The organism is Leptospira barantonii, from assembly GCF_002811925.1.
GTDB lineage: Bacteria > Spirochaetota > Leptospiria > Leptospirales > Leptospiraceae > Leptospira > Leptospira barantonii.
On the sequence record NZ_NPDS01000001.1, the window covers coordinates 145,338 to 170,983 of the forward strand.

Below are 25,646 nucleotides of genomic sequence, written 5' to 3' on the forward strand. Positions count from 1 at the left end.
ATTCTCATTCTCCTTATAAGAGAAGAATGGATTTCTGTTTTTCTTTTTTTAAGATTAGAATCTATTATCTTAACTGAAACGCATAATTCTTTGCCGAATTATCCGATGCTGAGATCCGTTTTGTTTTTTGTGTCATCGTATGTTTATGAATACACAAGATAGAATTGCGCTCGCACTTGAATTGCTCGATCGACATGAAAAACTCTACAAACAAAAAGTTCCACAACGACTTCGGGATTTTTGGAAGAACGGAGAATTTGCTAAATATGAAAATTGTTTTACTAAATATTTGAAAATCCCGCAAGGAAGTGGATCGTTTCAAATATTGACGGCTGTTCCATCGTGGGAAATCCAGGGCCAGCTTGGCGGGTTAGACAGTTCCATCGTCGATCCAAATGGAGATTGGGAGCATGCTAAAAAATTCATTCCTCTCTTTCATGCGGAACAAGATTTCTTCTTCGTGGTAAGACTTGATAAAGCGGATTGTCCTGTCGGCTGGTATGAAGAGGAAACTTGGGAGGAAGATGGCGATGGGTTTGCAGGGTATAAAATGGGAGTTTATAAGATTGCGAAATCTCTCGATGAGTTTCTTTCTTTGATTCGAGATTCTGCGGATGGAGAGGCGATTGAAATCGATTTCCCAAAAGAGATCGAAAGAAGTTGGGACGAGACACGAGGCGTTTTAAAATCGAATGATGAACGCGATCCTTCAAGTGACGACGATGATTCGTTGGAAGATTCGGATGATGAAGACGAAGACGAGTGAAATCACGAGAATTAAGATCTTGTCTCAATTTTTTAAAATGTAGGAACTCATACAAAATTCGAACTGCACAGAAGATTTTTGAAAGATCCAAGATCGACAATGCGACGTAATTTGTAGGAACTGCAACGAAAACCGATCAACTACCGCTGTATTGACTTCCCACCACGGCCAACGTAACGGTAGCTTTCGCGATATGTTTTTCCCGATTTTTATGAAGCGCATACACATCGGAATTGACCACGATCACAGTCGCACCGTGATAAAAAACCTCCGCTTCGCAACGAAGACGATTCCCGATCCCGGTCCTCAAAAGATTGATCTTAAACTCCAACGTCAAAACGACCTGCTTTTCACCGACAAGAGAACCAGCCGCTCCACCCGCAGTATGATCGGCTAACGTCGAAATCACACCCGCATGGACGTAACCGTTTTGTTGTAGATGTTTGTCTTTTACTTCCAGGGAAGAATGGAGTTTCCCAGCTTCGATTGAATCGATTTCGATTTCCAGAAGGTTGATGAAGTTCGCTTTGTGAAAAATCTCTTGGATTCGATCCTTAAAGTTCGGATCTTTTGTTTTGAATTCTTTGCCCATAACAATGAACTACCGAAAAGGAGAATAAAATCAAATTCTTTTGGTTAGAATGGATTCCTAAAAGTTTGTTTTTGGTTCGGCGAGCCTTTAAAGTTTTGAAACAAAACCAATTGGAATCGGAATTGTTCCGTCAAACGGTGCCTTTTTGAGATTGTGAAAAAAAAGAAGAAGAATTTTCGGAATGGAAATCGAGGCAAAAAAGAAAAGAGCGGGGCGATATTCGAACTCGTTCGTCGCGGAATCGATCGAAAAAACCGATCGTTCCACGATTGAGTATATAAGAATATTCTTATTTTCTTAAGGTTTCCGTCGCGCTTCCGCCCGCCCAGGTTCCTTCCAAAAGTCTGCCTCCGTTTTTGACTTCGTAGACAACAGGATCGGCTTGTCCCCAATCCACGGTTAAAGTGGAGCCGTCCAAGGTTCCGGTTCCCGTAAACGTTTGTCCGGCAACGGTCCAGGTAAACAGATATTCTCCGTTGGATTGTGTGATCGTAACGCTTCCACCGTAAGCCGAACCGTCCGGGTTGGTTCCCGCAACCCTATACTTGCCGCTTATGGAAGAAGGATTGATTTGACCGATCTGTGCGTATGCGGTTGAAACGAAACCGAACACCAGAAGAACGAGAAAGAGTTTTGAAATAATTCGAAACATTTGCGTTTTCTCCTTAAAGAGTGGAAGAAGTTTTGGGTGGATTTTCGAAAAAGTCAATTCATAATTCGAAAAACGAATCGGTTTCCTAAGGAAATTATTTCTTAACTTATAAAAATCAGAGAACGAACGGAATCGACCGATTCGCAAAATCGAACGATAAGAATTTAAACCGACCACCTCTTATAAAATGATTTGATCGGATAAAGCGATTCTGAAAGATTCGGTAGTTCGAAATCGAAACCGTAACAAAACTAAAATCGGGAGAAACAAAATCATGTTCGGAATGAACTATATACAATTCGATTCTATGACTCACGTAATTCTATATAAGAACGGAAAAGTCTTCAAAGAAGGAAGAGGGCTTTCCTTTTTTTACTTCGCCCCCACGAGTTCGATCGCCGCGATTCCTCTCGGTAGTAACGACTTGCCGTTTATCTTTAACGAGTCGACGAACGACTATCAAACCGTTTCGATTCAAGGTCAGATAACTTATAAGATTTCCAATCCCAAGGCGCTTTCCGAACTTTTGGATTTTACCGTGGATTCAAGCGGAACGTATAAGAAGAATGAAATCGAAAAACTGAATCAAAGAATCATCAACTACGCGCAAACTTCCACTTCTTCCTTTATTCATGGGATCGGTCTGAAGGATTCGATTCGTTCCGCAAAGACGATCGAAACTCAGATTCTTCAGGGACTTCAATCTTCTCCTGCGATCTCGACGTTGGGAATCGAAATTCTAAACGTAAACATTCTCGCCATTCGTCCTAATCCTGAAATGGAAAGAGCCTTGGAAACCGAAACGCGGGAAAAACTCCAACAGGAAGCTGACCAAGCGATCTATGAAAGAAGGAACTTCGCGGTCGAACAGGAAAGAAAGATCAAGGAAAGCGAGTTGAATACCGAGATCGCGGTAGAAGAAAAGAAAAAACAAATTTCCGAGAAACAGATGGAAGCGAAAATTCTCGAAGCGGACAACAAAAGAAAACTTAGGGAAATGCAGGTTCAAGCGGATATCGTCGTCGAGGAACAAAAGAAAAAATTCATCGAGATGAAAACGTCGAACCAAAGAAAGGAAGCGGAAGCGCAAGGATTCGTCACCGAAACCACGTTAAAACCTTTCCGTGATATCGACTGGAGAACGTTAGTCGCCTTGAACAATAATCCCGATCCTAAGTTCAACATCGCTCTCGCATTCAGACAACTCGCCGAGAACGCCGAAAAGATCGGAAACTTGAATATCAGTCCTGATCTTCTCGAAAATCTTCTTCAGGAAAAGAAAGATTCCAAAAAATGAGCGTCGAATACGCGATCATCGTTAAGAATAAAACGCGTCTTGAAGCCCTGATTGAACGATTCAACACCAAACAACAGGCGCGTTTTTATATCGAAAGACTCGGCGGAAAGTTCGAAGAATACGAACTGGAACACGAGATCTTTCACGAGTCTCTGGATCTGGTTCAGAAAAGAATTTCGAAACGAATCAAATACAAGATCGTGGAAAGAGTATATGTTTCTTCCTTTTTATTTTCGAAGAAGAATGTGATCGTTACGATCGGTCAAGACGGGTTGGTGGCAAATACCGCGAAGTATTCCAAAGGAACGCCCATCATCGCGGTCAATCCGGATCGGGAACGATACGACGGAGTTCTTCTTCCTTTCGATCGGGAAAGTTTTGTTCACGCCGTTGAAAACGTGATGAACGGAAAATATTCCTCTAAGACGGTTCGATTTGCGGAAGCGCAGTTGAACGACGGACAAAAACTTCTTGCGTTCAACGATCTGTTTATCGGTCCTTCTTCGCATACTTCCGCGCGATATAAAATTTCATACAACGAAAATACGGAGGAACAATCCTCCAGCGGAATCATCGTTTCCACTCCTGCGGGAAGTACGGGTTGGCTCAGTTCCATATTCAATATGGCTTATGGAGTTGCGGGGGTTTTCGAAAAGGAATTAACGTTAAAACGCCCGGCTCTCAAAGACGATCAACTTTTGTTCGCGGTTCGCGAACCGTTTCAAAGCGTAAGAACTCAAATCGGAATCACGGCGGGAGTTTTAAATCAGGAATTTCCGTTGACGGTCGAGTCCTTGATGCCTTCGGGCGGAGTGATCTTCAGCGACGGAATCGAATCCGATTATCTCAAATTCAATTCCGGTTCCATCGCTACGATCGGTGTTTCGAAAGAAAATGCGAACTTGGTGGTTCCTTCTTAACGTTCGAATCAATGTATATCAATGGATCGGAGGCAGGTTCATTCCTTTTCCGGTTTCAAGATATGTTTTCAAGTTGCTGAGATGTCTCGGCCATCCTTGAGAAACTCCGAAGAACGTATGCGTTTTACCATCGAAGTCGTCGTGTGTTACCGTGAGTTTTACGGAGTCCGTTCCGACCGGATCAAGTTCGTAAGTAACTCTGGATTCACGATCGGAAGTCGCTTTCGGTTCTGCGGAAAGCCTGAACGTATAAACCAATTTTTTCTTCGGATTAAATTCCAATACGTTTCCTTCGACGACGGACAATTGATTTCCATCGGGAGTTTTGATGTCATACGTCAACTTCGCACCCGCCTTGGGTTCGAATTGAACCTTCATTCCGTCGAACCATTCCGGTGTGATGTCTGCTTTGATCAACGCGTCCCAAAGTTTATCCACGTCGGTCTTGATATACAAAGTATAGATTTGTCTTAACTCTTCCATTCTACTTTCTCCTTCGATTTGATATTTGAGTCTTGTCAGAGAAGTCGCCCAGTGTTTGTTGTATTGCGAGATCCAACGATCGTAGATCATTTGGATCGGAATCGCGTTGAGATGAATGCTTCGAAACTTTCCCTTTTTTTCTATATTCAGAAGATTCGCCTCGGAGAGAACCTTGAGGTGTTTCATCACCGCAAAACGACTGAATTCGAAAAAGTCGGTCAGTTCTCCCACAGAAATACCGGGTTTGTTTTTAACGATGTCCAGAATTCTCCTCCGACTTTCGTCGGAAAGGGCTTTGAAGACCGGACTCAATTCTTCTTCTAACATGTGACCTATTGGTAACATGATCCTCAAAACGCCGATCTGTCAATCAAATCCGCTAGGATGGAAAAGAAAAAATCGGCTTTTTCGAGCGCGATGGCGGGGGAGAATTATGTCTCTTCTATATTCTAAGCTTTGTAGAGTTCGTAAGCCATCTTCGTAAATAAAATCAGAAGAACCGTTGCAAACGTATAACGGATCGTTTTCGCTTCGGCTTTTTGCGCGGCCTTGACTCCGAAGGAGGAAAGCGCGTAAGTTCCGATAAAAAGAGGAATCGAAAATAAAAAATCCACATAACCGATTCGTAATACGCTCGAATACGGAAGCGCAGGTGTTTCGAGCATATAACTGATACAAACGCTGGCGGCTAAAAACGGAACGACTCCCGTGGAAATAGATGCGGCTTTTTTAATATTCAGTTTTAATAAATCGGAAAGGATCGGGATGAGAACGATTCCTCCGCCCAATCCGGAAAGAGAAGTGATCGCGCCTACAAAAATTCCGAGCAAAAGTAAAACGGGAACGGAAAGAATTTTATCTTCCGATGTTTTTTCCCTTTTGTCCAAATACAATTTCAATAAGAGAGGGAACAAAAGCGCGGTAAAGACGACGTTGAATTGATTTCTCGAATACCAAGTTCCTTGTTTGATGAGATAGGTCATCGCCCAAGAACTTAAAATTCCGGATACGGCGATCCAAACGACTTCTCTTGGAAAAAAGTTTCCTATTTTGTATTGTTTAAAACTTACGATACTTCCCGTAAAAATCGTGATGAACAAAGAGTTTGCGATCACGGATTTGACGAGTATGTCTCCGCTCACTCCGAGACTTCCGAGTTCGTAATCCAAAACGGGAACGAAGATCGCGTTTCCTCCGATTCCCGCAAAGCCGGTCAGAAAACCTCCGAGACATCCGGCGATCAAAAGTAAAAGTGTGTCGAACATAAAAGATTTATACCTTCCTGAATGAATTCAGGTTAGCATTCGTTTCTTAAGTTCGCATTAACATAAGTTAAGAAGAACGAGGCTCTAAGTCTCGTTTTTTTAGCGGATTTTTTAGGAGCGGGTTCTATTTCGAATTCTGCTCAAGGAAACGGGAGTGATTCCCAGATAAGACGCGATGTAGTGATGAGGTATCCGATCCATGATCTTCGGATCTTGACGAATCAGTTCCTTATATCGTTCTTCGGGAGAATCCTTGATCCTCGACAAAAAAAGTCTCGTGTAGTTCGAGATTCTCGCGAAAAGAAACTCTATTAGATAATTCTTAAATTCTTCGTGTTTTTCGAACAGGTAGAGGGCGTCGTTCCGGTGGATCACGATCAATTTGCAAGGTTCCACACTTTCCAAAAAGAACAAACTCGGTAGCGAGGATTTAAAACTTTCCATCGAAGCGACTCCGCTTCCCTCGAAGAAAAATTGAAACGTGATATCTTTTCCGTTTTCGTCGAATCCCAAACGCAAACAACCTTCTTCGATAAAATAAACGTATTTGGAAATTTCTCCCTGACGTAGAAGCGTGGTCTTTGCGGGAATTTTCTTCTCCTTAAAAAAGGATTCGTATTCTTCCCATTTCGATTCCAAAAACGGGAATTTCTTTTTGATCGTTTTCAGGACCGGAGAATCGATTGGATTCTTTTTCTTTTCCGGATTCTTCATTTATTCAGAATTCGATCGGAAGTCGCGTTTTTACAATCCAAGTTTTGAGATTCGTGTTATAAAAGAATTACGAAAGTTTTCGTTTTGGAGAACGGGAAATGAATCAAAAGTTAATGCTTAAAAAGGAAATTTCCATTCAGGCGCCGATTGCAAAGGTTTGGAACGGGCTCGTAGATCCGGAGATCATCAAATTGTATCTGTACGGAACGAAGGCTATTTCCGAATGGAAGGTCGGAACTCCGATCCTTTTTACCGGTGTTTGGGAAGGAAAAGAATACGAGGATCACGGAACGATTCTCAAGTTCGAAAAGGAAAAAGTATTTCAATACGATTATTGGAGCAATTTTTCGGGCATCCCGGACGTTCCCGAAAATTATTCCGTCATTACGTTCGAGTTGAGCGCGGATCAAGACAGCGGCGCCCGCGAAGCGGGCGCTTCGACGCGTCTTTTTTTGACTCAGGAGAATTTTCCGACCCAGACTTCTTACGAACATTCGGATACGGGTTGGGATCATTCTTTGAAGATTTTAAAAGAATTTTTGGAAAAGTGAGAAACGAAGAAGCCGCCCGCTACGGCCGCAAATTTTTTTAAGCGGTCGCTTCGTTTACGAGGGCACGTCCATTTTGGAAAGAATTTCTCGGATCTTGTCTTCGCTTCCCTTCGGAGTCAGAATCAAAAGAACATCACCTTCTTCTAATTTAGTTTTTCCTGTTGGAACGATATGTCCGTCTCCGCGATAGATGAGAGTGATGAGGGAATTCTCCGGAAAGTTCAAGGAATACACGAACTTACCGACCGAGGTCGAGCCGTAAGGAACGATAAACTCGAGAAGATTGGAATCGCTTTGTTCGCGGTTTTCGAATTCGAACGGATACGAAGCTCTTTGTTCGAGCGGCGCGTCGAGTCCGAGCCAACGAACGACCTGAGGTACGCTCGTTCCTTGAAAAAGAAGCGAGATGAGAACCGTAAAAAATACCAAGTGAAAGATTTTGTCCGATCCTTCCACTCCTTGTGCGAACGGAAACGTCGCGAGAATGATCGGCGCCGCGCCTCTGAGTCCGATCCAAGAAACCAATAACTTTTCTCTAATATTGTAGCCTGAACGGAAAAGCGAAATGAAAACCGCGATCGGTCTTGCAAAGAATACGAGAAAGAGGGAAAATAAAATTCCCGTTCCGAAAAGCGGAGGAATTCTGCTCGGGAAGACAAGCAAGCCTAACGTTAAGAACATGATGATCTGCATCAACCATGCGATCCCGTCCAAGAATCTGAGATTACTTCGCTTATGAACGAAGGATTGATTTCCCAAAACGAGTCCTGCGATATAAACCGCCAAGAAGGGGTTTCCACCGATCAACTCGGTCGCGGAATAAACAAACAAAACGGAAGCCGAAATCAATACGGGATACAATCCCTCATACTCGAGTTTGATTCGGTTGAGTCCTTTGAAGATGATGTAACCGAATACTAAACCCGCCGCACTTCCGATGGAGAATTGCATAAAGATATGAAGCGCCAATTCTCCCGGTTGTGGAGGTTCGGGTCCTAAAAGGCTGAGAATGCTCACTGTCAAAAGAACGGCCAACGGATCGTTGCTTCCCGATTCGAGCTCGAGAAGGGAGGTCAGTCCTTTTTTCATACCCGTGTTTCTGGTTCTGAGTACGTTGAAGACCGCGGCCGCATCGGTCGAAGAAACCACCGCACCCAATAAGAATCCTATGATCGGAGAAAATCCGAGAACGTAAACGGAGAAGAGTCCCATCGCGGCCCAAGTGATTAAGACGCCTAGGTTCCCGAGAATGATTCCTTTCCAAAGAACCGGTTTGATCTTTTGCCATTCGGTTTCCAATCCTCCGGAGAAGAGGATATATGCGAGGGCGATTGATCCGACCTGTCTCGCCAAAAGAGGATTGTCGAATTCGATTCCTCCGGGGCCGTCCGAGCCTGCGGCCATTCCTATCATAAGAAAGAGAAGAAGAGAAGGAACTCCGAACTTGGAAGAGATTCGTAAAAGCCCGATGCTGAGTATGATCAGTCCGGATAAAATAAAAGTGCTGAATTCAAATTCCATTCAATACCGTAAGAGTAAGATTTCGTATTATCGATTGTAGATGAAAAATAGAATTTTTCTCATCCATTTCATCGTTTTCGAGAGAGCTCCGAAGAGTTTCTCGCAGATCGGTGATTAGACCCTGGAAGCGCCCGGATTCGTACCGTCTTAAAGTCCTTTTTTCCCAAATTCTCCCTTTTCGTACAAGAAATTTTCTTTTCGGAGAGTTGCTTGATTTTTGGAATCCGGTTCTTATCGTTTTATGGATCGATTGATTTCCGTGTAAAAAAGGATTCAAATCGGAGCCGCGGTTGATTCTTATTGCCATAAGCCCTTAGTTGGATTTGTTCAGTTTATTCAAATTGTTGCATATAGGAGTTTGAAATTTATGTATGTTCCTAAAGCGTTCGAAGAAGCGGACGAAAATAAGTTGATCTCCTTTATTCAAGAAAATCCTTTCGGGATTCTTGCGTCCGCCTCGGATGTTTTTCCGGAAGCGAGTCATCTCGTTTTTCATCCTGAGAAGAACGAGTCCGGAAAACTTTTTCTTTTCGGGCACTTCGCTCGTCCCAACGAACATTGGAAAAAAATCGGCGGTCCCGTGTTGGTCGTTTTTTCGGGAGCGCATTGCTATATTTCTCCGACTTGGACCGGCGAACCGAATTCCGTTCCGACTTGGAATTATGCGGCGGTTCATGCGTCCGGCCATCTGAGTTTTCTGGACGACGTTCAATCTATGGAAAGAATCTCTCAGCTTGTGGCTTCTTATGAAACCGAACCCTCGCCGGATTGGAAGTTGGACTTCGAGAATTCTTACTTTAAAAATACGATCAAGGGCCTTGTCGCGTTTCAAATCGAAGTCACTCGGTTGGAAGGAAAATTCAAGTTGAGTCAGAATAAAACCGTTGAACTTCAGTCTCGGGTTGCTTCAAAACTTGAGGAGTTGTCGGACGATAATTCTAAAACGATCGCTCGGTGGATGAGGGATAATATTAGTCGGAAGAATTCTTGATTTGAGTGTTTCGTGGCAGTTGCGGCTTTCTCGGCAAAGGACATTTCGTTTTGGCCTGGTTGTCGTTATAGAAGGGGTTCTGTCTGTGAAATTTTTTTAAAATAGTTTCACTTTTTTTAATTTAGGATTCCTTTATATTCTTTTGAAGACGGGTTTCGGAACCGTTTTCGGTATGGGAATCTTATTGTTAAATTCCGACCAGGAACTGAGTTCCAGACTTCAAGAGCATCAAAGCGAAGTTGTGACTCTTTTGATTTCGAAAGATACGTTGTCGCGATATAGCGAAAAAGATCGTAAAACGTTGCCGAAGAGAATTCCACATCTTCTTCGGGTGTATGGAAAGTATTTAACGTCTACGAAACGTTTGGGTAAGAGGGCGGGTAAAACTTCTTATCAACCGAGTGTTGGTCGGGGGAATATGGTGCGGATGAATGTTCGTCTGAGCACGGGGAGTTGGGCTTTTTTGGGGACCTTGGCGCAGGTCCATGGGGTTTCGCGTTGTTTCTTGTTCAATTATCTTTTGTGGTTGGATGAGATTGGGGTTGGAGATTCTATCGTGAGAACTGTGAATGAAGGAGGTCCTACATTCCACAGGGATTACAAATACATTCTCCACCTCGACCTCTTAAACAACAAAATCACCCGAAGATTAGAATGCGAACCAACCAATCTCTTTTACGTCTTAGACCCTCGAGACTGGTTCGATTTTTAAAACGGATTTAAACAGCTTATCCGACAAAAGCGAATTAAACCGACAAGATAAGCGAGCAAGCTACCAAGCGAACGCGAACAGGCACATAAGCAAACGAGTACGCAAACAAACGAAGAAGCAAAAAAACAAACAAAGATTCTAAACAAACAGATAAACGGACAAACGAATGAACAAACATAATTCTCAAGCGGAACTCCCCTTGACAGAAAAAACGACGAAAGCTCATCGTGGATGATATGGAACAACTCAGCTCCAGAGAACGATTGATACGGACGACCGGCCGTCTTCTCCAAGAGAAAGGGTATCACGGAACCGGGCTGAAGGATATTCTTAAGTTAAGTGAAACTCCAAGCGGTTCTTTATATCATCATTTTCCCGACGGAAAGGAAGAATTAACCGCCGCCGCCATACAAAATGCCGGAGAACGTCTTGAAAAACAAATCCAAGCCGCAGTGGAAAATCATCCTGATCTTTACGGGGCGCTTCAAGAATTCACAAATCATCTCGCACAAGAACTGATCGCATCGGGTTTTCAAAGAGGATGTCCGATCGCGACCGTGGTTTTGGAAGTCGCCGCCGACAACGATCGAATTCAAAAAGTCTGTTCGGTCACGTACCTCAAATGGCAGAATTTAATCAGTTCCCTTTTACAAAAATCGGGAATGGAGGAAAGTAAGGTTGAACCGGTCTCAATTCTTCTATTGTCCGCGGTAGAAGGGGCGCTCGTGCTTTGCCGTGCTCATAGAAGCGTAGAACCCCTGGAAGCCGTCCGAACGCAATTGGAAGGCATTCTAAGTGTTCTGATTCCGGCTTAGGCGGACAAAAAGGATAAAATTAAGAATATGAATTGACTCTGGGTCACTTCTATAGATATTTTGGTAGAACGATCTATCTAGTTGATCACCCAGAACCACTAACGATCCACCCCACAGGAGAATGGAAAATGAAACTTTTTATCACCGGCGCGTCCGGCTTTGTCGGAGAAGCGGCCACCAGAATTCTTTCCAAAAAACACAGCGTTAAGGCGATGTCCCGATCCGAAAAAACCGATTCCGTAATATCCAAAGCGGGAGGAGAACCGGTTCGTTCCGAACTCAATTCCGTGGACCCGAATCTATTAAAGGGAATCGACGTAGTCGTTCACAGCGCGGCTTACGTGGAACAATGGGGACCGTTCCAAGATTTTTGGAAAATCAACGTAGAAGGAACCGCACAACTCCTCGAAGCCGCTCGCATAGCGGGCGTTAAACGATTTATCTTTATCGGAACCGAAGCCGCACTTTTCTACGGACAACCGATGATCAACATAGACGAATCGTATCCTTACCCGAAGAATTCTCCGTTTCCATATTCTAAAACGAAGGCGGAAGCCGAAAAGCTTGTGTTAACGGCGAATTCCCCCCAAATGCAAACATTGTCGATTCGTCCCCGTCTGATCTGGGGGCCCGGCGATAAAACGGTTCTTCCCGTTCTCTTAAAGATGATCGCCGACGGAAATTTTTCATGGATCGACGGCGGCAAAGCGTTAACGAATACGACTCATATTTATAACTTGGTTCATTCCATAGAATTGGCGTTGACGAAAGGACAAAGTGGTAAGGCTTATTTCGTAACCGACGATGAAATATTCAATTTTCGTAATTTTCTCGAATCGCTACTCGCGACTCAAAAAGTGATCGCACCGAATCGTTCCGTTCCCGGTTGGCTCGCCCGTTTTTTAGCGAGAATCATAGAAGGAGTTTGGAAACTTTTCGGAATCAAAAACGAACCTCCTTTAACTCGATTCAGCGCGAGTATCATGTCCCGGGATTGTACGATCAAAATCGACAACGCAAAAAAAGATCTGGGTTATTCTCCCTTGCTTACCGTTCGTCAGGGACTTTCGGAAATGCCGGTTCTTTAGAATCGGTAATCAATCGGCATTTCTTTTTCCGACAAACGATCTTCTGTGAAAACTCGGCCCCACCCTGAATCGGGTGGAGGTGGAGAGGCGGCGGGAAAAATTTTCAAAAATTTTCTCTATCAAAAAATCGCGTTTTATGCAATTCCAATTTTTCTTTAAATCTTTGTGGGAACTCCCACGTATCTTCCTTTAAAACCTTGAAAAAAAATTAAAATCCCCGGAAAAAAAATCCAGGGATTTTTCCTCGCAAACGACTGATACTCCGAGGAATAAAAAAAGAACTTTGGCATCATTGGAACAATTCTATCGAAGGGAGAGAAGAAAGATTCTCGCTTGGATCCGATACCGCGTCGCCGATCCGGAGGAAGCGGAGGATATTCTACAGGAATCCTTCGTTTCGGCTCTCGGTGAAATGAACGCGGCCGGAGAAATCGAAAACGTGATCGCATATACGTATGCGGTTTTACGAAACAAGGTAAAGGATTGGTATCGGAAACGAAAAACGAATCAGTATCGCATTTCTACGTTAGGTGAAGAATTCGAACTCGATTCTTTTCTGCCCGATACGGCTCCGAACCCCGAAAAGGAATTCTACAGGTCCGTTCTTTTAGAGGAATTGGCTCTTGCGATTGAAGAACTTCCGGCCGATCAGAAATTCGCGTTCGTTGAAAATTCTTTCCAAGGAAAAACGTTTCAGGAGATATCTTCCGAAACCGGAATTCCAGAAGGAACACTTTCAGCGCGCAAAACCTACGCAAAGGAATTTCTAAATCGAAGACTTAAGGATCTTAAATCGTTATTTCTCGAAAATTTTTAGAGGTAAAACACATTATGAAACACGAATATACAAATCATCACCATAGAAGAGGATTCTTTTTCGGGAAACTTCTTTTTATCCCGATCATCATCTTCGGAATCGGCGCCTTGGTTTGGCAACTTTGGAACTGGCTGATGCCCGCGATCTTCGGATTGACTACGATCGATTACTGGCAGGCTTGCGGTCTTCTTGTGTTGTCTCACCTTCTCATCAAACCGGGATTCGGTTGGCACAGAGGCGGAGGATTTCGAGGCAGAGGAAGACGTTGGAAACAAAGAGTGCGTCGCAGATTGGACGCGAGAGAAAAAAAGGAAGAATGAAATGTTCAGTCTGAAATACAGGGACTCGATCGGAATCTCTTCCGAAGATCCGAAAGCGAGCGTTTCTTTTTATAGAAATCTTTTCGGAATGAAATTGGAGGAAGAGGATTCGAGTTTAGTCAAAACATTAAAATTAGATAATATTCATCTGGTGATATCCGGCCTAAAGACGGGAGAGGAAACGGTTTCAAGACATCTCCTCGATCATATCGCCTTTCGCGTGGATTCCAATTCCTTCGATCGCGCCGCGAAGGAATTAACGCGGCAAGGAGCGGAGGTTTCGGAGATCGTGGATCACGGCTTGGTTCGTTCGATTTATTTCAAGGATCCGGACGGGTATTTGGTAGAGTTGATCTGCTAAATATTAAAGCGAAAAGGACGTAGTTTCGATCCGCGATCGAGGATCGGAAATATGTCTTCTCCAATCCCGTTCTAAATTCGCAAATTCGGTTCTTTTTACTTTACAATTTGCGGAACTGCCTTAAATCAGTCGGCATCTTTTCATCCCCGATGTCGAACTCGAGAAACAAAATCCCGTCTCCTCTCGCTCAGGAATTTATAAAAACGATTCGGCTTCTTGCCCTGTCCGGCAAAAAGAATTTTCGAAAATATCTGATCGATCCGTTGATGTATGCCGGTTTGGAAAAGGAAAAATCCCATTCGGCACAAACCTCGGCCAAGATCATCGACAAGATTCAAGCCGATTCGATCGATCCCGCGTATGTTCATACGATCGGATTGAATTGCAAACGCCTTATTTCTCATTCTCTTGGGGAGAATTTATCGGCGGTCGGAGACAGTTGTATTTTCTTTCTGGAAAAAATCCAAGAGTCCGAAGCGGTCGCGGAAAGTAAGGAAGCGCTTGAATTTTTTTCGATCATAGAAAAACCCTTGGCGGAATTTCGAGAACTCAATCGTACCAAAAGTGAAAAGTTATTCGAAGATTCGATTAAGAATTTTTCTCCCGAAGAATTGAAACACGTTCTCGAGCCGGTCAAACTCGACACTCACAGACAAAAAGTATACTTGGACACGGAAGTGCATCGTTTATACAATATGATTCTCACCGCGACCAAATCGAACGATCTTCCGAAGTGTAAAAAATTATTATCTTCTTATATTATAAAATTCAGCGATTCGGAAGAATACAATCTTCAGGAAGTGGAGAATCTGATCGGCGCTCTTGAAAAAAGGGATTTGTTTTTTAAGGAGAATTTAAGGGATTCTCTGGCGATCGAACTCTATTATCTCATCACAAAAGGAATTCTCGAAGGAAATCCCAGAAAGTCGATTCAAGGAATCCGCAAATACGCGCATATCTTCGAAGGCGATCCGAACGCGAAATATTATTACGAAATCGACGGGTTGGAAAGAAAACTCTACGCGATCATTCGTGAAAAAGACATGATGAAAGACATTAAAAAGGGAATTTAAAATGGCGATACTTACGATTCAGGAAAAGAAAGAAGGGAATCTTTTGGTTCTTCAGATTCACGGAGAAATCGACGCAAAAACCGCGCCCGATTTGAAACTGAAATTGGAATCCTCCATCGGAAACGGCGCGACACAAATCGTCTGCGACTTCTCTGGAGTTTCCTACATCGCTTCCGCAGGAATCGGAGTTCTAAACTCCATACTCAAATTCCTAAAGGAAAAGTCCGGCGAACTCGTATTCTCGAACATCAAAAAGGAAGTCAGAGATACGATGGATCTTATGTATTTTACGAAGAAGATAAGAATTTTCGAATCCGTAAAGGATGCGTTAGCCGCGTTCTGATCCGCGCGATCTACGATCGATGGATTCAAAAAAAGAAACAACGCATATTTTCCCGAACGATCTTTCCGAACTTTCCGGGGTTCGGGAGGTGGTCCGTAATTTTTTAGGTAACGAATGCGGGGATTTGATTCGAGGCAGACTTGTGTTCGCCTTGGACGAGGCGGTTACGAACGTAATTGAACACGGGTTTCCGGATCAAAGAGCGTCTAACGTGGAACTTAAGATGCGGAAGAACAAGGATACTTGGAGATTCACGATCACGGACGAAGGAGTTCCATTCGATCCAACGTTGAAAAAAAGCGATACTTGGAAGGAACTTTTCGAAACCGGTGCGGACGGAGGTTTCGGTTTAAGATCCTTGAAAAAAATCATGACGATCCGATACAAACGTCTTAAAAAACCGGAACGAAATCGGCTAACGCTCATTCATACGAGAATCCAAAATGATTAGAAGTAAATTTCTTCGCGCACTTTTGCCGGGGATAAGGGCCAAACTTTCTTTTTTTACGGCGGTGTTGGTCGTTTCCATTCTCGCGTTGACCTCCGCGATCTATTACAGCCAACAAAAAGCCGCGCTCGAAGAAAAGATGAACTCGGAATTGAAAGCTCCTCTCGAATACGTGAACGCGGCCGTACTGGATCTGGAGAATCTGAGTCAGAGCCTGATCTTGATCGAAGAGTTTAAGATTCGCGTTAAGGAAAAGAAACAACAACTCAGCAAATTCAAAAGAAAGGTCCTTCAAAAAGAAGGCGGACTTTTCGGGGCGTTAAAATCATTCGGGGCTTCCCTAGGTTTGGACGTGAAGCACAACTATTATCATAAATCGGTGGATACATATTTTACGCGTTATCTTTCCGAAAAGGAAATTCGCGAGTTTGAAACGAAGGTCAAAAGCGAACTTCGTAGAGAAAACGGGGCGCCGATCGATTCGAAACTATATGATAAAATGTTAATTCTCGCAAAACAAACCGCTTCTGCTAGGATCGGCGCCGAATTCTCGCAAGAACGAATCGAACAGATCGAAGAAGAAATCAAAGAAATCGAAATCGGGATTTCCGCTTCGGACATCGATCCCAAAAAAAAGAATACACTGTTATCCGAAAAGGAAAAACTTTCCAAAGAAAGCAAAGGCCTTTCTAAGGAAATTCTCGATTCGGAAAACAAGTCCGCGTTAGGCGAAACTGCTCTTATAAAAACGCTTCAAACCTTTTTCAAAGGCGCATATAAGGATAAAATCGTTTCTCTCGGATTGTCGCCGGACAAGGTTCGGATTCTCGCATACGACGCTTCGGGCAAACAAACCTTGGACACCGGTTTGTTGTTTCCGCAATCTTCCGGCACGGGTAAAAAACTTTTAAGCCTTAAGGAGTTCGAAGAAAGAAAATCCGGTCTGTTTAAAAACGAGGATGTTCTCAAAACGAACGGAGAATATTCCGAACCGGAAAACTACGAGGTCGGCGGAAGGCAATACGAGGTTTCGTATCGAACCGTTTTTAGAAATCCCGGAACCGCGGAAAGATCTCGAATTATCGCATCCGAAATCGCGGAGAACCCGGGCGACTGGAAAGAATATCTCGAAGAGGATAAAGAATTCTCCCTAAATTTGGGAGAACTTTCTCAAAAGATCAAAGCCCGTCTTGTCGAACTCAGAAAGTCCGGGACGGCCAAGCCCGCGTCCGACGGAGAATTCAAAAATCTTTATTCACAATATCGTAAAATTTTAAAATTAAGAGATTCTAAATTAGAAGAACTGAATCCTTATAAAAAGGCCCGGAAAAAAAGAGAAGAGGATTGGAAATCCGAAAAAAATTCCCTAAGCGCTCAGCTAAAGTCCTTGAACGAGGAACTTCTCGCTTGGCAAAAGAAAGCGGTGATGCCCGTAAAAACGGACGAGAACAAAATTTCTCCCGAAGAAATTCAGGAAAAGATCCGTTCCCTCGAGGCGAAGGCAGAAGAACTTCGGGAAACCTTTGAAAAGATGGACGCAAACAAGGAAGATTGGAGCGACTTGAATTTGTTCCAGGCTCCGGATTCTTTCGGCGTTTTGCGGGAGGCGGCTCTGGATGAATTCGCGTTTTTACCGTATCGTTCCGATTCCAATCAGATGAGAAGATATTGGAAAAACGAGGAAGAACGAAAACTTTCCGAAAAGAAGCGCGCTCTTCTTCGGGAATGGATTCTTGCCGGAAATTCCGAAACGGAACTTCCCAAATCCAAACTTCCGATTTTGGATTCGGGGATATTAATCCGAAGTAGAAGCGAGGCGGAAGAATGGATGTGGATCTTGGATTCGACTCCTTTGTTAAGCGAAGTGGGCGAGGAACCGAAGGGACTCGGTTACGATCTTCTCCGTAAGAATCATCTGGGTTACAACGTGATCGTTTTGGATCGCACCGAAGGTTTGAGAAAGATCCGTCAGAATCGGGAAGAACTTCTACGTTATACGGCATTGATCGGAGGTTTTGCGGTTCTTCTTGCGTATGTTTTGGCTTGGATGGTCGCGAGAAGAATCAAACGAATCGTCGCTCAAACCGAAGAAGTCGGAAAGGGAAATCTAGACGTGGAATTTCCGTCCGCGGGTTACGATGAGATCGGAATTCTCAGCGATTCTCTCAATCGGATGACACACGGTTTAAAAGAAAGGGAAGAGATGAAGGGCGAACTTCTCGCCGCGGAAGAAATTCAGAAAAGACTTCTGCCCGAAAAACTTCCGAGCAACTTAGGCGATGCGGCGGAGTTCGGAGCGTTTTACAAGGCGATGGCCGGAGTCGGCGGAGATTATTACGATTTTATTGAATTGAGCCCGAACGAGGTCGCGCTTTGTGTGGGAGACGTTTCCAATCACGGGGTCGGACCCGCGATCGTGATGTCCTTATTCCGTTCTCAAGTGCGGGCCATTCTTCGTAAGGGAGAAAGGGATCTTCGAAAAATTCTTCTCGAGCTGAACGAATATCTTTATTCCGATACGCCCGATCATATCTTCGTAACTTTTTTTATAGCAATCTACGATCGAAACACATCCAAGATGAGATACGCTTCGGCGGGTCACGTTAAACCGTTGTTATACGATGCTTCCGAAAAAAAACTCAGAGAACTTCCGGGAGGAGGTTTACCGATCGGGATGGACGAGAATTCTTTTTTCGAAACGACGATCGAACCGAAATCGTTTCAGATGGATCCGGGTGATTTGTTTTTTCAATACACGGACGGTTTGGACGAAGCGAGAAACCCTCAAAACGTAATGTATGGTAAGGAAAGAATTTTCCAGATGCTCGTAGCAAATTCGCATAAATCTCCTACTCAGGTAATCCAATCCATCGTGGACGATTTGGACGGTTATACGGGAAAGAGCGTCGGAAGCGAAGGTTTTTCCGAACTTTCGGACGACATCGCGATGATCGCCATGAAACGGATAAAATAATCGGAATCTTGTTGTAAGTTGTAAATTCTTCGCCTATACTTTCGGGTAATCGAAATAGAAAAAGGATTCGACTATGATTCGAAACTGGTTTTGTATTCTGTTGTTATCGAATGTTTTCGCCTGGAGTGTGTTAAACGCTCAGCCGCTTGCGCCTCAGGTTCAAGCACCTCCGAATTCCACATCGGCGAAAATTACAAAAGACGAACTGACGACTCGCAGAAAAACGTTGGAGTATCATCAACTTTCCGGTTTTATAACGCTCGGTCTCTGGCTGGCTACGAACTTGGAAGGTGAAAAAGCGAAAGATAGTTTGTATCGAACCTCCGATCAATACGCGAAGGTTCTGCTTCTTTCCCATCCTGAATATGCGAATAACGATCCGCTTTATAACGTCGCTCTCTTTCAAGGTTTGAACCAGAATAGCATAGCGGCTACGTATTTTCTTTTGAAAGATCCGGCCAACAATCTTCCTTTGTATCTCGCTTTAAAGTCCAACGAAGAATGGTATGCGAAAAACTCGGGAGACTTTCATAAACAACTGGCGTATGCAACTTTTGGAATGTACGCATTGACGGCCGGACTCGCCTTTTTCGCTCCGAAAAGAATCGTGGACTCGGAGGATTCGGACGTAAACATTTACAGTCCGATCTTTGCACATAAGGCGTTGATTCCGATTCATTTGGCGGCTATGTTGATGTTGCCGGCCTTGGGACAAAGGATCGAAAAACACGGACCCGAAGCCGCGAGAGATATGCAACAGGTCGGTTGGGCCGGTTTCGGAGCTCTTTCACTTTCTTTACTCGTAATTACATTTTAAGGAATTCTAATATACATGAGACATTTCAATCGATTCGTTTTTTTGTCCTTCCTTCCGCTCGTTTTGTTTTCGACTTCGGGAATTGATTCTTCCGAGATTCTCAAAAAAGAAATCACCTTTTTGGCGATTCATCCGATGAAGGAAGTGCACGGAGTTTGTAAGGAAGTGCAGGTAAACGCTCCGCAGATTGTAACGTCGGGTGCGGGGTATAAACTGAATTCTCCCTTTCAAATCAGAATTCCGATTTTAAAAATTCATTCGGGGGACGAAAGCAGAGATTCTCATATTATGGAAATCTTAGGTTATCCGGATACTCCGGAAATCGTTGCGGTCATCGAGTCCGTGGTTGCGCCCGCGTCCGGCGATTCTTATACGGTTCGAGGCAAGTTGACGATTCGCGGTTTGACCCAGGACTTTCAATCATCCGCCAAAGTGGAAGCGAAAGATCCGGGGCAGATCCGCGTTTTCGGGAAGGTGGACGTTAAATTCTCGGATTTCAAATTGGAGAAACCTTCCCTTTTGTTCATCAAAGCGAAGGAAGAAATCGAAATCGGTTACGACTTTCTCATCAAAATCTAACAGGAATTATTTCTTGACAAACGCCTAAAATCGTAATCAATACGATAGCTTCGACTTCTTAAGCAAGGAAAGATTTTAAGTTATGTCTTCGTTATTGATTACTCTTGTTTTCTTTTACGCCTTAGGAATGTATCTCATTCATTACGTGGTTACGAAAAAAGAAATATGATTTTAGGTCACTACGCTTCCGCGCTGATTCCTTACACCAAACTGAAACGTTATCCGTTTTGGATTCTTCTTCTTTGTGCCAATGTTCCCGAATTCCTTTGGCTGTTTCTCGCTTTTATAGGAATCGAACCGGCTTTCCCGTCCTCGTTGTTCGACGCCACGTTTCAAAACTTGCAAGTGCACATGACGTACAGTCACAACCTGATTCCCGCATTTATTCAAGGTGGAATCGTCGCGGGGATCATTCACGCGATTTACAAGGACGTTTCGTTCACTTTTTGGTGCGGGTTTCTGACCGTTTTACACGTATTATGCGACTTGATCGTCGGTTTCGAACATCAGTTGTTGAGCCCCGAATCTCCGGTGGTTTCGCTGAATTCGTATTATTATTTTCCTCACATCGCGGTTTTGATCGAATTATTATTCAGTCTCGGTTGTTTATTCTGGTATGTTCGAACCGAAAAATTAAACGGAACTCCGGTTTCCAAAAAGAAATTGGTTTTGCTCCTTCTCATTTTCGGAATCGGAATTTTGATGTGGCTTCCGAACGCTACGATTCCGATGAAAAACCTTCTTCCTTTTTTTATTTCGGATTGATCGAATTAAAAAGGTTTATTCAAAGTAATTCTTTCGGAGCCGCTCTTGGAGACATTTTTCCTATTCGTATTATTTTTATTCGGTTTATATAATTTTTTCCAATCTCGAGGATTCAAACGGGAAATCGAAGAGCTTAAGCTGAGAATTCGTTTGCTCGAATCTCCGCAGTCGAAAGAAAAATCCAAGGACACAAGGGAAACATACGCGGAAGTAAAACCGGTTGTTCCCATCGTTCCAAGCGCAGAAACTTCGTCGTCGATTTCCAAAGAAGAAAAGAAACCCGATACGATCGTCGTCAAAACGGAATCGAAATCTCCGATCTCCGCTAAGTCCGTAACCAAAGAATCTAAAAAACAGGACGTTCCCGTTTCGACCACGGAACCTGCGTTACGCGAAACCGCCGCCTTTCAAAAACCCGAACCTCAAGAGCCGAAGGAACCCGGATTTCTCGTTCAACTTTGGAAGAAGGTGGAAAAGCCGCTTTCCGAAAACTGGACCGGGATTTTGGGAGCCGTCATTCTCGTTGCGGGAATCGGTTTTCTGGGGATTTACGCGCTGTTTATTCTTTCCGCAGTATATCGTTGTCTTCTAATATTAGGGTTTTCGATTGTTCTTGGGGGGCTTTCGTTTTGGTCCGGGAAAAAGCCGGAATTCAAAAACGTTTCCCTCGTTTTGAAAAGCAGTTCTGCGGCCGTTTTTCTTTTTACGGCGTTGGGAAGCGGATATGTGGAAACCCTAAAGTGGCTGGAAAATCCTTACGTAGCCCTTGCGGTTTTGAGTATAGGATTGGCGGCCAATCTTTACACGGGTTACCGATCTAAAAACGAAACATTCGCATCCTTGCATACGATTCTCGCTCTCGTATCGATCGCGATCCCTCCCGCAACCGGATTTACGTTAGGCGTAACTGCTTTGATCTGTTTGCCCGGGGTGATCTGGAATTATCGCGAGAAAAGACAACTTCATCTTCTGATAGTAAGCACCGGATTTTTCGCGGCGCATTTATTCTGGAATCGTCAGGTTTTTGCGGAGACCAAACCGGTCGGAATCGAAGTTTTGTTTCCGATTTTTTGTATCGTTCCGGTGTTCTGCGGGGCCTTATTGGTTCATTACAGAGAAACCTTATACGGAAAAAAGGAATTCGAACTTTTTCCTTTGGCGAGTCATCTACTCAACTGGTCGTATCTCGGAATCAGTTTAATCCATTACTCGCAGAAGACCAAGGTCAGCACGGTTATTCTTTTGTTGTCCGCAGGGCTTGTTTGGTTTTTGTCTTCGAGAGCGAAACGGAAAGAAATTTCCTGGCTTTTTTTAACGGATCGATTGGTTTCGCAGTCGTTGTTGATGCTTGGAATATTTTCGCTTCGTCTTTGGAGTTTGGATAACCTTGCGATTCTCGCGATCTTGGCTCTTGAGATTTTGATTTTTTCCTGGGTTTGTTTCCGGGAAGCCAATCGCTTTTTGGAAAGAATTTCCCTTTCGCTCACTACGATTGTTTTCGGAACTCTTATCTTTTTTTCCTATCGCCAATTTTTCGAATCTTCAAATCCGGGAACGATCGAAGCTTCCGCGCTCACTTCTCAAATAGGTTATGGAATTCTAATATTAGCGTTCGTAGGTTTTATCGGAATTTTGGAAAAAAAGTTTCCGATCGTTCGGGAAGAATTGTCGCTCACTTCCTTGCTCATCACCGCGATGAGTCTTCTCGCAGGCGGGGGACTTTTTTCGTTTTATCTTTTCTTTTCAAACGAGAGTTACGGGATTTGGATTCCTTCGGTCTTGTTGAGCGCGATTCTCGTGTTGAGGCAAAAACTTTCTTCCACGAGATTGTCATTCACGGTTTTTCTACTCGCTCCTTTGGTGACTTTGACCCTTTGGAAATCGATCGCTTTCGGAAAGTTTGAAGAGCCTGAAAAAATTCTCGCGTTGTCGCTCCCGTGGCTTTTGCCGTTTCTAATTTATTTAAAAAATTCTAATATTCTAAAGAAGGACGATGCGGTCTATTGGCCGGGGATTTTCGGATTTACGGCTCATCTTGTATTTACGTTTTATTATTACCTGAATCTAAAAGGTTCCTTGTTGTTCGGGCCGTTTGTGATTCTTCTTTCCCTGGTTTATCTTGAACTCGGAAAGTGGACGCGTAAAAGGGAGAATGCGGATTCTTCCCAAGCCGGAAAACTTTTCCCTTCCTTTTATATTTTATCGTTCGTATTAACAGGAATCTTTTTAATCCGACATTTTACCGTGGAGTTTCAATCCGCCTCGATTCTATTCGGAATCCCCGCGCGTTTCTGGATCGAAATGCTCGCGGCTTCTTTGTTTTTGTATTGGATTCTTTTTCCCGAAGAGGAATTCGATTCCGTTCCTTGGTTGAAATCCGCACAACCCTTGTTCTGGGAATTGTTGATCCTCGTCGTTATGATCGGAGTTTATACGGAAACTCCGGGAAGAATCCTTTCCTTCGTTATGGCGATCCTAACGGTGATCGTTTTTCTTTTATCGAAAAGCAAATCGCTTAAGACGGAACGATTCGCGTTATACGTTTATTTCTTTTTTATCTGGACGAACTTGGAGATTTTTCTCGGAGGAGAATCGACTATCTTCACAAATCAAAACGAATTTGCGTGGAGGGAAAGAGGATTTCAGATCGCTTCCGTTTTCGTTCAGCTCGGTTCCATCTTTTTTATCTTTCCGAGACTAAGCCTCGAAGGTCTGGAAACTTATTTCATCGGATGGGCCGGAATCTGGAAAACTCCGCTTCGTTTCTTTCAAAAATTTTACAACCTGTTGCCCGGTTATCTCGGAATTTTCGGAATCGTATTCAGCGTTTACGTATATACGAGGGACGTTTTGAATCCGATTTCGAATCTCATCGTCGGACCGGCCTGGGCCTTGTTGTCGATTTTGTTTTTAGAGGTCGGACAATTCTTCGGTAGAAAAAAAGATTCCTTGTCGATCGAAATTCTTTCCGACTTTTTAAAACGTGCGTCTTGGCTCGGGTTGATCGCGTTTACGGTTCATTACGTTTACGTGGATTTACAATCCTATTATATCTATCTCGGATTTTTGTCCGCATCGAACTGGACGGCCATTCTGGGAATCGCGGTTTGGATGTATTGGGCGACTTCGAATATTAGAGAAACTGAAAACGTTCGTTTCTGGCAGATCGTTTATCCTTTGTTAAACGAAGGATGTCTTTTGTTTTTAGGATTGATCTCTTATTCTCTCGTAAACGAATCCTGGATCAGCGTTGCGTTCGCCGTCGCCGCGCTCGCCGTTCTGGAAATAGGAATCCGCAAAACACAAACCCTTGCTCGTTTTAGATGGTATGGAATTCTGTTTCATCTTTCCTCTTGTTTTTATCTGACCTTTATCATATCGACGGAAGACAATCCGATCGGTCATTGGACTCAAGCTAAATGGATTCCGGGCGTCCTTACAATTTTGTTATTGTTCCTTTTCGTCTTCAGAGCGTATCGCGGTTACGGAAAGGAGGAAATTCCGTTTCCTACCGGTCTCGGATTTTTAAAAAGAATCTCGGATAAAACGGGAACGTATTTAAACGGAGTCGTATATTATCCTTTCTTCATAGGAATATTCCTGTTCTTATACTGGTCTTTTTCCAGCGCGATTCTCACCTTACTCTGGTCCACGCTTGCGTTCCTTATCTTTTTACTCGGATTGTTCTTAAAAGAATCCTGGTTCCGCTATCTGTCCTTGGGGCTTTTGTTGTTCTGTGTGGGAAGATTGATCTTCCACGATTTGTCGTCTTCGGGAACGATTCTCAAGGCGGTCGTCTTTTTGGGAGTGGGAAGTATATTGCTTATCATGAATACGATTTATAATAAATACCGGGATCGGTTTTAAATGAAACGACTTATATTTTTTGCGGCGATCATAGTTTTTGGAAGTGTTCTTATGGTTATGTTATACCGGGAACAGATTCAAACCGAAAGAAATTCCACGTTGGCTCCCTTTTATCAGATATTGGGAAAACCGATCCGCACGATGAACCGGGCGCTCACGAAGGTTTTGTCCGTGGATTCATTGGATGAAAAGGAATACGGGGACGCGATCCGCGAAAGATTCTCCGAAATGCAGGACCCGAAAGACAAGGATTACGTTTATCTAAATCAGTTGATAACGACCTTAACTTCTTACAAACAAAAACCTTTCGATTATACGGTTTATATCATGGAGGAAGAATCTCCGAACGCGTTCGCGTTGCCGGGCGGTGTGATCTTCGTTACGAGAGGTTTGTTGTCTACTTTGAAATCCGAACATGAGTTGGCCGCGGTGCTCGCACACGAGATCGGTCATATAGAAAAATCGCATTGTATGGACGGAGTTCGTTTCGAACTTTTGGCGGCCAAAATCGGAACGGATACGTTAGGCAAACTCGCGGACTTCGCGTTTCAATTGATGACGAGACATTCGTATAACAAAACACAGGAAGACGAGGCGGACGAATATGCGTTCGATCTCATTCTGAATACCACATACGATCCGAGCGGTGTAGGTTTGGCGTTTTTGAGATTGGAAAAATATTCCCCCGAATCCGGAGTAAAAAAAGCGAAGGTTCTGAGCGAGTATTTTCAGTCGCATCCGCATATGGATTTGAGAAGGGAAAAATTTTCAGAAAAGGCCGATCATTGGTGGAGCGAACACGCGGAAGAAAGAAGATATAAGGGTGCGAAGAATTTAAAAACACGAACCACTTTCGAAAAACAGGACTACGACGAAGAATGGGTCGAAGGCAGAAAGTCCTAATCGTTTCATAAA

26 protein-coding genes are annotated in these 25,646 nt (G+C 43.6%); 20 read left to right on the forward strand and 6 right to left on the reverse strand.

All coding sequences use genetic code 11. The features are described 5' to 3' along the window. Positions 1-145: 145 nt before the first annotated feature. Positions 146-766: an SMI1/KNR4 family protein gene (locus tag CH367_RS00640; protein ID WP_125226077.1), complete on the forward strand. Its 621-nt coding sequence runs from the start codon at positions 146-148 to the stop codon at positions 764-766. 136 nt (positions 767-902) lie between these two features. On the opposite strand, the gene CH367_RS00645 is transcribed toward CH367_RS00640, so the two are convergent. Together CH367_RS00645 and lfb1 are read right to left on the reverse strand one after the other, a co-directional pair. Further along, positions 903-1,358, reverse strand: coding sequence for a PaaI family thioesterase (locus tag CH367_RS00645; protein ID WP_100760594.1), 456 nt, complete (start codon positions 1,356-1,358; stop codon positions 903-905). A gap of 289 nt (positions 1,359-1,647) precedes the next feature. Then, positions 1,648-2,010, reverse strand: coding sequence for an LIC10280 family protein (gene lfb1 / locus CH367_RS00655; RefSeq protein ID WP_100761291.1), 363 nt, complete (start codon positions 2,008-2,010; stop codon positions 1,648-1,650). 274 nt (positions 2,011-2,284) lie between these two features. Between lfb1 and CH367_RS00660 the strand changes: the two genes are divergently transcribed. Beyond that, positions 2,285-3,307 (forward strand): SPFH domain-containing protein, encoded by a 1,023-nt coding sequence (locus tag CH367_RS00660; RefSeq protein ID WP_100760596.1) that lies wholly within the window; start codon positions 2,285-2,287, stop codon positions 3,305-3,307. Continuing rightward, entirely contained in the window at positions 3,304-4,227 is a 924-nt protein-coding gene (locus CH367_RS00665; RefSeq protein WP_100760597.1) for an NAD(+)/NADH kinase, read from the forward strand. The genes CH367_RS00660 and CH367_RS00665 overlap by 4 nt, the downstream gene beginning before the upstream one ends. An 18-nt stretch (positions 4,228-4,245) precedes the next feature. Here CH367_RS00665 and CH367_RS00670 read toward each other — a convergent pair whose 3' ends face one another. The 3 genes from CH367_RS00670 to CH367_RS00680 all read right to left on the reverse strand — a co-directional run bounded on the left by CH367_RS00670 (position 4,246) and on the right by CH367_RS00680 (position 6,689). Beyond that, complete coding sequence (locus CH367_RS00670) at positions 4,246-5,037, reverse strand: ArsR/SmtB family transcription factor (protein WP_100760598.1); 792 nt, start codon at positions 5,035-5,037, stop codon at positions 4,246-4,248. Positions 5,038-5,159: 122 nt separating this feature from the next. Further along, positions 5,160-5,975 (reverse strand): sulfite exporter TauE/SafE family protein, encoded by an 816-nt coding sequence (locus CH367_RS00675; protein WP_100760599.1) that lies wholly within the window; start codon positions 5,973-5,975, stop codon positions 5,160-5,162. A 111-nt stretch (positions 5,976-6,086) separates the two neighbouring features. Next, the gene (locus CH367_RS00680) at positions 6,087-6,689 is read right to left on the reverse strand and encodes a Crp/Fnr family transcriptional regulator (protein ID WP_100760600.1); all 603 of its coding nucleotides are present in this window, start codon (positions 6,687-6,689) and stop codon (positions 6,087-6,089) included. Positions 6,690-6,787: 98 nt separating this feature from the next. Here CH367_RS00680 and CH367_RS00685 point away from each other — a divergent pair, with 98 nt between their 5' ends. Continuing rightward, positions 6,788-7,240, forward strand: a complete 453-nt coding sequence (locus CH367_RS00685; protein ID WP_100760601.1) for an SRPBCC family protein — start codon at positions 6,788-6,790, stop codon at positions 7,238-7,240. 54 nt (positions 7,241-7,294) lie between these two features. Here CH367_RS00685 and CH367_RS00690 read toward each other — a convergent pair whose 3' ends face one another. Then, positions 7,295-8,761: a potassium/proton antiporter gene (locus CH367_RS00690; protein ID WP_100760602.1), complete on the reverse strand. Its 1,467-nt coding sequence runs from the start codon at positions 8,759-8,761 to the stop codon at positions 7,295-7,297. A 367-nt stretch (positions 8,762-9,128) separates the two neighbouring features. Here CH367_RS00690 and CH367_RS00700 point away from each other — a divergent pair, with 367 nt between their 5' ends. The 16 genes from CH367_RS00700 (at position 9,129) to CH367_RS00775 (ending at position 25,634) form a co-directional block, all read left to right on the forward strand. Further along, positions 9,129-9,752 carry an FMN-binding negative transcriptional regulator gene (locus tag CH367_RS00700; RefSeq protein WP_100760604.1) on the forward strand — a complete coding sequence of 208 codons (624 nt, stop codon included), beginning with the start codon at positions 9,129-9,131 and terminating at the stop codon, positions 9,750-9,752. Positions 9,753-9,924: 172 nt separating this feature from the next. Beyond that, positions 9,925-10,464, forward strand: a complete 540-nt coding sequence (locus CH367_RS00705) for a DUF1564 domain-containing protein (RefSeq protein WP_100761292.1) — start codon at positions 9,925-9,927, stop codon at positions 10,462-10,464. A gap of 236 nt (positions 10,465-10,700) precedes the next feature. After that, positions 10,701-11,279, forward strand: a complete 579-nt coding sequence (locus CH367_RS00710; protein ID WP_100760605.1) for a TetR/AcrR family transcriptional regulator — start codon at positions 10,701-10,703, stop codon at positions 11,277-11,279. A gap of 128 nt (positions 11,280-11,407) precedes the next feature. Continuing rightward, a complete protein-coding gene (locus CH367_RS00715; RefSeq protein ID WP_100760606.1) occupies positions 11,408-12,367 on the forward strand; it encodes an NAD-dependent epimerase/dehydratase family protein in 960 nt (319 codons plus the stop codon). A gap of 283 nt (positions 12,368-12,650) precedes the next feature. Beyond that, a complete protein-coding gene (locus tag CH367_RS00720; RefSeq protein WP_100760607.1) occupies positions 12,651-13,184 on the forward strand; it encodes an RNA polymerase sigma factor in 534 nt (177 codons plus the stop codon). Between the two features lie 14 nt (positions 13,185-13,198). Beyond that, positions 13,199-13,504, forward strand: coding sequence for a hypothetical protein (locus tag CH367_RS00725; protein ID WP_100760608.1), 306 nt, complete (start codon positions 13,199-13,201; stop codon positions 13,502-13,504). Position 13,505: 1 nt separating this feature from the next. Beyond that, positions 13,506-13,865 carry a VOC family protein gene (locus CH367_RS00730; RefSeq protein WP_100760609.1) on the forward strand — a complete coding sequence of 120 codons (360 nt, stop codon included), beginning with the start codon at positions 13,506-13,508 and terminating at the stop codon, positions 13,863-13,865. A gap of 149 nt (positions 13,866-14,014) precedes the next feature. Beyond that, complete coding sequence (locus tag CH367_RS00735; RefSeq protein WP_100760610.1) at positions 14,015-14,938, forward strand: hypothetical protein; 924 nt, start codon at positions 14,015-14,017, stop codon at positions 14,936-14,938. Between the two features lies 1 nt (position 14,939). After that, positions 14,940-15,281 carry an STAS domain-containing protein gene (locus CH367_RS00740; RefSeq protein ID WP_100760611.1) on the forward strand — a complete coding sequence of 114 codons (342 nt, stop codon included), beginning with the start codon at positions 14,940-14,942 and terminating at the stop codon, positions 15,279-15,281. 19 nt (positions 15,282-15,300) lie between these two features. Beyond that, entirely contained in the window at positions 15,301-15,732 is a 432-nt protein-coding gene (locus tag CH367_RS00745; RefSeq protein WP_100760612.1) for an ATP-binding protein, read from the forward strand. Continuing rightward, entirely contained in the window at positions 15,725-18,703 is a 2,979-nt protein-coding gene (locus CH367_RS00750; protein ID WP_100760613.1) for a PP2C family protein-serine/threonine phosphatase, read from the forward strand. Before CH367_RS00745 ends, CH367_RS00750 begins: the two co-directional genes overlap by 8 nt. Positions 18,704-18,776: 73 nt before the next feature. Then, the gene (locus CH367_RS00755) at positions 18,777-19,520 is read left to right on the forward strand and encodes a hypothetical protein (protein ID WP_100760614.1); all 744 of its coding nucleotides are present in this window, start codon (positions 18,777-18,779) and stop codon (positions 19,518-19,520) included. A 15-nt stretch (positions 19,521-19,535) separates the two neighbouring features. Beyond that, on the forward strand, positions 19,536-20,099 hold the full coding sequence (locus tag CH367_RS00760) for a YceI family protein (protein WP_100760615.1): 564 nt from the start codon (positions 19,536-19,538) through the stop codon (positions 20,097-20,099). 165 nt (positions 20,100-20,264) lie between these two features. Beyond that, positions 20,265-20,864: a hypothetical protein gene (locus CH367_RS00765; protein ID WP_100760616.1), complete on the forward strand. Its 600-nt coding sequence runs from the start codon at positions 20,265-20,267 to the stop codon at positions 20,862-20,864. Between the two features lie 45 nt (positions 20,865-20,909). Beyond that, positions 20,910-24,731, forward strand: coding sequence for a DUF2339 domain-containing protein (locus CH367_RS00770; RefSeq protein WP_100760617.1), 3,822 nt, complete (start codon positions 20,910-20,912; stop codon positions 24,729-24,731). After that, the gene (locus CH367_RS00775; protein WP_100760618.1) at positions 24,732-25,634 is read left to right on the forward strand and encodes a M48 family metallopeptidase; all 903 of its coding nucleotides are present in this window, start codon (positions 24,732-24,734) and stop codon (positions 25,632-25,634) included. Positions 25,635-25,646: the final 12 nt, after the last annotated feature.